The following is a 9392-nucleotide window of genomic DNA, read 5'->3' as shown; positions in this document are numbered from 1 at the left end:
ATCTGGGGACTGCCTACAGTGATAGAATCAGGGGTGATAAAGCGGATAATCTGGAAAATGCCATCGCAGCTTATAATGAAGCTTTAGAAGTGAGAACCCGCACCGATTTTCCTGTAGATTGGGCAACGACGCAAAATAATCTGGGGACTGCCTACAATAATAGAATCAGGGGTGATAAAGCGGATAATCTGGAAAATGCCATTGCAGCTTATCAGCAAGCTTTAGAAGTTTATACCCGCACCGATTTTCCTGTAGAAAATGCTCAAACTTTATTCAATTTGGGTATTCTTTATCAACAATCACAACAGTTTGATTTAGCTTACGATACCTTTAAATCTGCCCTTGTCACAGTTGAAGATATACGGGGGGAAATTATTTCTGGGGAAGAAAGTAAACGCAAACAAGCGGAAGAATGGAATCAACTTTTTGTATGCATGGTGGAAGTTTGTTTAGTGCTGGGTAAAGAAAGGGAAGCTATCAGTTATATTGAACGCAGTAAAACCCGCAATTTAGTAGAATTGATTGCTGAAAAGGTTGATTTTACACCAATTGAATATTCAGAAATTCAAAATCTGTTAGATGAGAAAACTGCAATTATTCAATTTTACATTTTTAATGCTTGTTTCCGGGCTTTCATTATTACCAAAAACAACGATAAACCAATAATTTGGAAATCTACAGAGGAAGATTTAGATCAACTCATAGATTGGGTTTATGATGAATATATCACCCTTTACTATTCCGACCGTAACAAATGGCGAAATAATTTAAATGATCAACTTACCAAACTTGCAGAAATTTTCCATATTAATGAAATAATTGCCCAAGTTCCAAAGGATATTCAAAAAATAATTATCATTCCCCACCGTTATTTACACTTATTACCTTTTCATGCTATTCCTTTATCTACAAATTCAGAATATTTATTTGATGAATATCCTGGTGGTGTCAGTTATGCACCCAGTTGTCAACTTTTGAATATTGCTAAAGAACGTCTTTCTAACCCTATTCTACAAAGAGAGAGAACAAGATTAGAACCTCTCTCTAACTCTCTCCTAGAAGGAGAGAGAACAAGATTAAGTAACCTATTTGCAATTCAAGATCCTAATAACAATTTACCTTTTACTAACACTGAAGTGGAAACAATTGCAGCTAATTTCTACCCCCAGCAAATCCTCAAAAATAATGAGGCCAGCAAAGCCAATTTACAGGAGACTACTACATTTAATAACTTTACTAATTCCCAATGGTTACATTTTTCTTGTCACGGTAGTTTTGATTTAAAATCACCTTTAAAATCAGCTTTACAACTTGCTGATTCGGAAGTTAATGCTTCACTTTTGACAACATATTCATCTCGTTATGTGAGAATTAATGAAGAAACTGCTATTGATTTATCAAAATGTTTGACATTAGCAGATATCTTAGAATTAAATCTCCCTCAATGTTATCTTGTTTGTCTTTCTGCTTGCGAAACCGGCGTAATTGATGTTAGAAATAACAGTGATGAATTTATTGGTTTATCCAGTGGTTTTATGAAAGCCGGTGCAGTTAATATTGTTAGCAGTTTGTGGACTGTGAGTGATGTTCACACCGCTATTTTAATGATTAAATTATATGAAAATATCGCCAATAATTCCCAGGATATCACATTGGCATTAAACACAGTCCAGGAATGGTTACGCAAAGCTACACAGGTAGAAATCATTGATTGGTTGAAGCAGAAAACTGAAATAAAGGAGGAACAAAAAGAGAACATTATTAATTCATTATCTAAGCAATGTAGACCCGAACATCAACCATTTAACCAACCATATTTTTGGGCTGCTTTTTGTGCCGTTTCTCCTGTAATGTAGGTTGAGTTGACAAAGTGAAACCCAACATTATCAAAAATTTCGTATTATTTCATGTAGAGATTTAGCAGTGATTGTAAGTGTCAAATTAATGAAAATTGATGTATTCTTAAGCCAGAGAATAAATTCTCTGTCTAAAAGCTAAAGTCGGTTAAAACCGACTATATTAATCCTAGAATCAATTTTTATAAATTTTGACTTTCTAGTTTATGCGAGTGCGTTTTCCCTCGTTCCCTGTCTCTGACCGGGAATGAATTGCAGAGGCTCTACCTCCACTATATCATTTTACTTCAGGCCGAGCCTGAAAAACTGCATTCCCAGCCAGAGTCTGGGAACGAGTTAAAATCAGCTAAAATATCAATCAATTCACAAACTAAACCTATGGAAGCTAATCAAATTATCCAAGCATTTACCGAAGTCGTGAGAAACCAAGATTATGTTTTTTCCGACGTTTCTTTAGATGCTATCACAGAATTACAAAAAACTATCGCTGGTATAGAAACTGAACCTCCGGAAGTAGTTGCAGAAGCTATCCGTCAATGGTATCTTGACTATGAAAAAGTTAGAAATGCAGTCTTTTTAGAAGAAAGGGAAATTGGTAGAGTCCCTAGAACTAAACGAGAAAATGAAGAAAACACCGTAGAAAATCGCTACCGACTTTTACAAAAGGACGTAGAAAAACTGAAAGAAAAAAAGACACCAGCCCAAAACCCATAATTAAAAATGAATAAATCGGTTGATTATACAAGTTAAACTGGTGGTTAGAAATCGCGTCTACACAGACAAAATCAAATCCTTGATTTTTAGTCTGCGCGGGCGGAATTTGTTTGTGTAGCGGCGATTTTCAGTTACCGGGGCTTAAATTAACTGTTTTTTAAATCTTGTCAAAATTCACATTTCAGTCGTATTTGGTATAGCTAAATTATGAAAATATATGCACCTAATATTCACGTTTTCACTTTTCAACTTTATAAAGGCTCAAATTTTGATGATAATATAGATAGTAAAGATTTAAACTTTATCTGGGAACGTGGTAATGATATTATTAAAGAAGTTCTCAAACAAGATTTACAACTCAGTCAAAAAATTGATGTTAAAAAAGATGAGGGATTTAATAAAGTAGATATTCTGAATGATCAAAATGAAGTAGCTGTATATTTGGAGGGGAATGTTAACCCAAGTCCTCAACAAGATATTTTAATTACAGGTTTCGCTTATCCTTGTCGAATTTCTGATAGTTACGGTTTGTGGTTAAATTTACGTCGTCCAGAACAGGAAAATAACCAACCTACGGAAGATGTAGAAACTGATTTTCTCAAACTTTTAAATCCCAATAATTGCTTAATTTTACCATTAAATCCTTTATTTCTGGGACAAACTATTTTAATTACAGCTTGGATAAATAATGCTAAAATTCAAAATGATCATCAAAAAATAGCTGATGAATGTTTAAAGCAAATTTTCCCTAATCAAAATACAATTCCATCTTTTTATCGTCAAGGTCAATTATTTGGTAGTCCGATATTTGAATATGGTTTACCAAATCAATCTAGTCAATATCAACAAGTTTTAATTTGTTTATTTACAAAACAAGAAACTGGAAATAAATTTGAACAATCTTGTTCAGAATTACTAGATTTGTTTTTTCGTCATAGTAAGATAATCAAAGCTTATAAAGACAGTCGGGCTATATATAAAGACTTAGATAAAAAGTATAGAGATATAGAATCTGAAGTTAATAAAATTCTCGAACTGGAAAACAATCAAGATATAACCAGAAAGGATTTAAAGAAATTACAAAACCAGTTAAGAGCGTTTCCTAGATTAGCACTTGAATATACCAGATTACTTTTAAGTTTAGAAGATTCCCAAAATACAATTGTGATTAATGCAGATAATTATAGCGATAAATTAGCACAAATTAAACATAATTTAAACGGTGAGAATCTAGATTTTCTAGAAATTTTCCTAAATAAGAATTGTGTCACCTTTAAACGGCAAATTCAAGCCGATTTAGGCTATTTTCAACATGGTTCACAATTATTAGATCAAGCCATTAACTCAATTCGTGGTATAGTAGAAATAGAACAAGCTAAAAGCGATCGCTCTTTAGAAAGAACAGTACAAATATTAGGTATAGGTTTGGGTGGAGGTGCGATAGTTTCCGGTGTCATAGTTGAACACATTGATAAAATCAATCTACCTTTATTACCAAAAAATCCCTTTTTAGCATCTTTAGTTTTAAGCATTATTGCTACTATAGTATGTACTCTTCTAGCTATGTTGGGTATATGGATAAAAAAGCGGAAATTGTAGGTTACAATGAATTATAACTTAGATATTTAATGAAGGAATAAATCATGAAAATACAAGGAATTATCAAAGGTAACACCATAGAATTATTAGACCAAATATTAGACAAAATTCTTCTACCTGATGGAGTAAAAATTTCTATAGAAATACCAGATAACTTAATAATTAAACAACCAAAATGGCCAGAATTAGAAGCTGTTATTGGTTTATGGAAAGATAATCCAGAAATTGATGAAATTTTTGATATCATTAATCAGGAACGTCATCAAGATTTAGGACGTGAAATTAATTTAGATATTTAAAATTATGTACTTGCTAGATACTAATATTTGTATTGCGATACTTAAAGCTAATGAAAATGTTGTATCACAGTTTCATGAAAAATATCAATCTTGCTATCTTTCTAGTTTAGTTTTAGCAGAATTGTACAAAGGAGTTTATTGTTCAACTAAAGTCGAACGTAATTTAGATAATTTAAAGAAGTTTGCTAATCTATTAGCGATGATAGATTTTGATGAAAAAGCCGCAATTGAATTTGGAAAAATTCAAAATGAACTTAGAAAAATTGGAAAACCTACTGGACAATTAGATGCTTTAATTGCTGCTGTGGCTATTTCTCAAAATTACATTTTAGTAACTGATAATACTCGTGATTTTGAAAATATTACTAATCTGATCTTAGAAAACTGGTTAAAATCATAAAAATTCCTGATTATCATAAATTTAAACAGATTTCAGGTGATTGGTAATTTCCCCCTATCCCATATCACCTTAATTATCACGCAGAAACAGAAACTTCCGATTGATAGCAAATACCTGCTTCCTTGAATCTTTGTAAAGCTTCACCCAAGCGATCGCAATCTGCAATTAAACTAATTCTCACATAGCCTTCACCACCCACACCAAAGGCATTTCCAGGAGTCAAAACCACCCCAGTTTGCTGTAAAACGTTCAAAGCAAAATCTGTAGAATTCATTCCCACCGGACATTTTATCCACAAATACATAGTCGCTTCAGTTTTGGGAATATTCCACCCCAATTTACCCAAACCATCTATTAAAAAATCTCGACGAACGCGGTAACGTTGTTGCACTTCATGTAAATAAGAATCAGGAAGTTGCAAAGCTGTTTCCGCCGCAGTTTGCAAAGCCGAAAAAATGCCATAATCTAAATTGGTTTTCAGAGTCCGCAAACCTTGGATAACGTGACGATTTCCGACAACAAAACCAACGCGCCAACCTGCCATATTATAGGTTTTAGAGAGTGTGTGAAACTCGACACCAATCTCCTTAGCACCAGGAATTTCTAACAAGCTAGTGGGTTGATAACCATCAAAAGCTAATTCTGCATAACATAAATCATGGACTAAAAGGATTTCATACTTCCGTGCAAAGGCCACAATTTCCTCAAAAAATTCGCGGGGGGCTGTGGCTGCGGTAGGATTACTAGGATAATTGAAATAGAGGATTTTCGCTTTTCTAGCTACTTCCTCAGGAATAGCTGCTAAATCAATTAACCAATTATTTTCTTCCTTGAGAATTAAATTATGGATAACTCCCCCAGCAATAATCGGTCCACGAAAATGCACAGGGTAAGATGGTGAAGGTACTAATACAGTATCACCAGGATTAATATAGGCGATCGCTAAATGCCCCAAACCTTCCTTAGAACCGAGTAAGGGTAAAGCCTCACTATCAGGATCAAGGGTAACACCATAACGGCGATTATACCATTGAGTAATCGCCTTACGGAAACTAGCCGTTCCTTCAAATGGAGGATAACCGTGATTAGCGGGATTTTGCAAAGCTGCAATTGCGGCTTCTATCACTGGTTGGGGAGTAGGTCCATCAGGATTACCCATACCCAAATCAATCAAATCTAACCCTTGTTCTCTAGCCTTAGCCTTTAATTCGTCCAAACGGGCAAACACATAAGGCGGCAATTTTTGTATCCGTTCTGCGGGAGAAATCCAACTCAAACTCATTCCTTCACCTCGTCACTTATTCCCCTGGTGGAAACACGATTAATATCTATTGGTGCAGTGGTAGAAACCATTGCGGCCATCAATTGTTCCAACGCTACATTAAACGGTAGACGGTGGATATCAGAATTAGGTTCTAAACTAATTTCCGCTGCTGTTTGTAACTCACCCAGAGTAATATTACCTAATCCCAAATCTGCTAATTTTTGGGGTAGTCCAATCTCTGCATAGAACTTCAACAATTGTTGTCTTGCTGACGCTGCTAATTGATTTCCTTGGATCATTTCTTCTAACCGCAGTTGTACCAGGATACCATAAGCGACCTTTTCCCCATGAATGCTCCCATGTCCAGAAATATGAGTTAAGCCATTATGAACTGCATGGGCAGCGACTGTGCGACATTGCGCCCCACCAAGTCCCCCAATTACTCCAGCTAGGAGTACAGTTGCGTCCACAACTTCTTGCCAAACTTCCCCACCCGGAAACTGTAACGCAGCAGCAGACTTTTGCAATAAAATATCGCGTAAAACTCGCGCTTGTTGAACCGCAGCAATAATTAAAGTTTGTTGCAAATGCCCACTACTCACTGATGCTTCATACCATTTAGCGATCGCATCCCCAATTCCTGCTATTAATGTGCTTGGAGGTGCAGTCTGAACTAAATTATAATCCAAAATCAGCAAATCAGGACAGCGAGATAAAGCCACATCATATAAAAACGCCCCAGTTTCTGAATAGACATTAGAAAGAGCAGTCCAAGCCGCACAGGTAGCCCCAGAAGTGGGAATTGTCACAATTGGTAATGTCAATTGGTGGGCGACTAATTTAGCCGTATCCAGGGCTTTACCACCACCAATCCCGATAATCAGATCAGCTTTATGTTCTTTAGCGGCTTTGCGTAAGGCTTTCAAACTAGCTTCACAACAATCAGCACCATAGGAAACTGACAAAGGATGTAATTCTGGAGATTGGCAAAGAGATTGTAAACTCTCTTGACTCAGATTGAGAGTCTGATTTCCAGCAATAATTAAGGGACGAGTTCCCAAATTAGCAACTTCACCCGCAACGGTTGACAACACACCCGCACCGCGAATTACTTTCCCAGGGGAAACAGAAAGGCTGAAAAATGAACTAGAGGTTTGAGTGGACAAAGTTTCAGTAGAATGTTGATTAGGCATGATCTTGATTTTGCCAAAACTATTGATATTTCTTAATCAAATTTTAAAATAATCTTTATTGTATGATAGATGACCAAAAAATGTGCAAACAAGAAAGAAGCAGGGGGCAGGGGGAAGAGGAGAATATTTTTCTTCCCAATTACCCATTCCCAATTACCAATTACCTATAAAGCAGTGGGTTTTGGTAATGAAGCAAATTTATCTAAATAAACTTCTACCGCCATTTCTGGGTCTTCACGACTGACCAAAGTGCGATTTACTTGACCCAAGTACAGCGGTACAGATAACCCTATTTCTGGGTGGATAATAGTGCGAGCGCGAACTATCATTTCCTTACTACCACCAGTACCTAAGCGACCATAGGAATAAAGGTTACTAGCTGCTTGACGTAAAGTTGCTTCTAATTCTGTGGGAGTAATTTCTGGTGCGACGGCAATTACTGTTTGGTTAGAACCGTTATCATAAACTAGGCTGTACTTGACAGCACCAGGAATAATTGTGCGACTCAGGGGAACGAGGGAAAGTGAAAATAATCCCCCTGTCAGTACCAGCATAAAGCCAGTTGCACCCACCAGTCGAAAGCGAAAGCCCCATTTAAGAATGAAAGCTAAGATTGTCAGGACTGCAAATACTATTGTCGCAATACCTGACCATTGGGTATATTGGAGAAAATTAGCGGTACTGGGCATAAGGTTTTAATTACGGATATTACCATCTTACCTATCAGCAACACCAGATTTTTACACAAAACAAAAACACCCCCCATTTCTGGAGGGTGATTCTGTAATTAAGCTATTAACAAAGCTTTAATTATTAACCATTGATTGCAGGAGCGCTCATTGCAACAGGAGCAACATCACTAGCAGCCAAGTCTAGGGGGAAGTTGTGAGCGTTACGCTCGTGCATTACTTCCATACCTAAGTTAGCGCGGTTGATTACGTCAGCCCAAGTAGCGATAACGCGACCTTGAGAATCAATGACGGATTGGTTGAAGTTGAAACCGTTCAAGTTGAACGCCATTGTGCTGACGCCCAAAGCGGTGAACCAAATACCAAATACTGGCCATGCAGCTAGTAAGAAGTGTAATTGACGGCTGTTGTTGAAAGAAGCGTATTGGAAAATCAAACGACCGAAGTAGCCGTGGGCTGCAACGATGTTGTAGGTTTCTTCTTCTTGACCGAACTTGTAACCGTAGTTTTGAGATTCGGTTTCAGTTGTTTCCTTAACCAAGGAAGAAGTTACCAAAGAACCGTGCATTGCAGAGAACAAAGAACCACCGAATACACCAGCTACACCCAACATATGGAAGGGGTGCATCAAGATGTTGTGTTCAGCTTGGAACACGATCATGAAGTTGAATGTTCCAGAGATACCCAAAGGCATACCATCGGAGAATGAACCTTGACCAATTGGGTAGATCAAGAATACTGCGGTAGCTGCTGCTAAAGGTGCAGAGAAAGCTACACAGATCCAAGGACGCATACCCAAACGGTAAGAAAGTTCCCACTCACGGCCTAAGTAGCAAGCTGCACCGATTAAGAAGTGGAATACTACCAATTGGTAAGGACCACCGTTGTACAACCACTCATCTAAGGAAGCTGCTTCCCAGATTGGGTAGAAGTGCAAACCAATAGCGTTAGAGGAAGGAACAACTGCACCAGAGATGATGTTGTTTCCGTAGATCAAAGAACCTGCAACTGGCTCACGGATACCGTCAATGTCAACGGGAGGCGCAGCGATGAAAGCGATGATGAAGCAGGTAGTAGCGGCTAACAGGGTAGGGATCATTAATACACCAAACCAACCGATATAAATCCGATTGTCGGTGCTGGTGATCCACTCGCAGAAGCGATCCCATACGTTAGCGGTTGAGCGCTGTTGTAAGGTTGTGGTCATTTTATAATTGCTTTATTTTCTTATGATGTTGGTAGGTGGTTTTGCCTACCTGTATACAACATTAGAGGATAAGTTTAAATTTGTAAAGATAATTAGAATTAGTATTAGTTATATCAGTTATATGTTTTCCTAATGTAATGAGGTTTACAGAAATTGCAGCCGCAAATTCAC

The 9392-nt window shown here is 37.1% G+C and carries 9 protein-coding genes; 5 read left to right on the top strand and 4 right to left on the bottom strand.

Annotation, left to right across the window (positions count from 1 at the left end; all coding sequences use genetic code 11):
* From FJR09_RS11165 to FJR09_RS11145, 5 genes are all read left to right on the top strand, one after another.
* Positions 1 to 1856 (top strand): CHAT domain-containing protein (locus tag FJR09_RS11165; RefSeq protein ID WP_168654079.1); only part of this gene is annotated, 1856 nt, incomplete at its 5' end.
* A 378-nt stretch (positions 1857 to 2234) separates the two neighbouring features.
* Entirely contained in the window at positions 2235 to 2570 is a 336-nt protein-coding gene (locus tag FJR09_RS11160; protein ID WP_168653372.1) for a hypothetical protein, read from the top strand.
* Positions 2571 to 2777: 207 nt separating this feature from the next.
* The gene (locus FJR09_RS11155; RefSeq protein WP_168653373.1) at positions 2778 to 4169 is read left to right on the top strand and encodes a hypothetical protein; all 1392 of its coding nucleotides are present in this window, start codon (positions 2778 to 2780) and stop codon (positions 4167 to 4169) included.
* 44 nt (positions 4170 to 4213) lie between these two features.
* Entirely contained in the window at positions 4214 to 4468 is a 255-nt protein-coding gene (locus FJR09_RS11150) for a hypothetical protein (RefSeq protein WP_015083100.1), read from the top strand.
* A gap of 4 nt (positions 4469 to 4472) precedes the next feature.
* Positions 4473 to 4868, top strand: a complete 396-nt coding sequence (locus FJR09_RS11145; RefSeq protein WP_168653374.1) for a type II toxin-antitoxin system VapC family toxin — start codon at positions 4473 to 4475, stop codon at positions 4866 to 4868.
* Positions 4869 to 4944: 76 nt separating this feature from the next.
* Here FJR09_RS11145 and FJR09_RS11140 read toward each other — a convergent pair whose 3' ends face one another.
* From FJR09_RS11140 to psbA, 4 genes are all read right to left on the bottom strand, one after another.
* Positions 4945 to 6150: an aspartate aminotransferase gene (locus FJR09_RS11140; RefSeq protein WP_015083102.1), complete on the bottom strand. Its 1206-nt coding sequence runs from the start codon at positions 6148 to 6150 to the stop codon at positions 4945 to 4947.
* On the bottom strand, positions 6147 to 7325 hold the full coding sequence (locus FJR09_RS11135; RefSeq protein ID WP_015083103.1) for an iron-containing alcohol dehydrogenase family protein: 1179 nt from the start codon (positions 7323 to 7325) through the stop codon (positions 6147 to 6149). The genes FJR09_RS11140 and FJR09_RS11135 overlap by 4 nt, the downstream gene beginning before the upstream one ends.
* 164 nt (positions 7326 to 7489) lie before the next feature.
* Positions 7490 to 8014, bottom strand: a complete 525-nt coding sequence (locus FJR09_RS11130) for a Ycf51 family protein (RefSeq protein ID WP_015083104.1) — start codon at positions 8012 to 8014, stop codon at positions 7490 to 7492.
* 124 nt (positions 8015 to 8138) lie between these two features.
* On the bottom strand, positions 8139 to 9221 hold the full coding sequence (gene psbA / locus FJR09_RS11125) for a photosystem II q(b) protein (protein ID WP_015083105.1): 1083 nt from the start codon (positions 9219 to 9221) through the stop codon (positions 8139 to 8141).
* Between the last annotated feature and the right edge of the window lie 171 nt (positions 9222 to 9392).

The sequence above is a fragment of the Dolichospermum sp. UHCC 0406 genome, assembly GCF_009712025.1.
Taxonomy (GTDB): domain Bacteria; phylum Cyanobacteriota; class Cyanobacteriia; order Cyanobacteriales; family Nostocaceae; genus Dolichospermum; species Dolichospermum lemmermannii.
This window is presented reverse-complemented; position numbering and strand designations above follow the sequence as displayed.

What these genes read in the sequence shown, in the direction of transcription:
- FJR09_RS11160 (WP_168653372.1), top strand. Translation starts at nt 2,235, where the DNA reads ATGGAAGCTAATCAAATTATCCAAGCATTTACCGAAGTCGTGAGAAAC.
- FJR09_RS11155 (WP_168653373.1), top strand. Translation starts at nt 2,778, where the DNA reads ATGAAAATATATGCACCTAATATTCACGTTTTCACTTTTCAACTTTAT.
- FJR09_RS11150 (WP_015083100.1), top strand. Translation starts at nt 4,214, where the DNA reads ATGAAAATACAAGGAATTATCAAAGGTAACACCATAGAATTATTAGAC.
- FJR09_RS11145 (WP_168653374.1), top strand. Translation starts at nt 4,473, where the DNA reads ATGTACTTGCTAGATACTAATATTTGTATTGCGATACTTAAAGCTAAT.
- FJR09_RS11140 (WP_015083102.1), bottom strand. Translation starts at nt 6,150, where the DNA reads ATGAGTTTGAGTTGGATTTCTCCCGCAGAACGGATACAAAAATTGCCG.
- FJR09_RS11135 (WP_015083103.1), bottom strand. Translation starts at nt 7,325, where the DNA reads ATGCCTAATCAACATTCTACTGAAACTTTGTCCACTCAAACCTCTAGT.
- FJR09_RS11130 (WP_015083104.1), bottom strand. Translation starts at nt 8,014, where the DNA reads ATGCCCAGTACCGCTAATTTTCTCCAATATACCCAATGGTCAGGTATT.
- psbA (WP_015083105.1), bottom strand. Translation starts at nt 9,221, where the DNA reads ATGACCACAACCTTACAACAGCGCTCAACCGCTAACGTATGGGATCGC.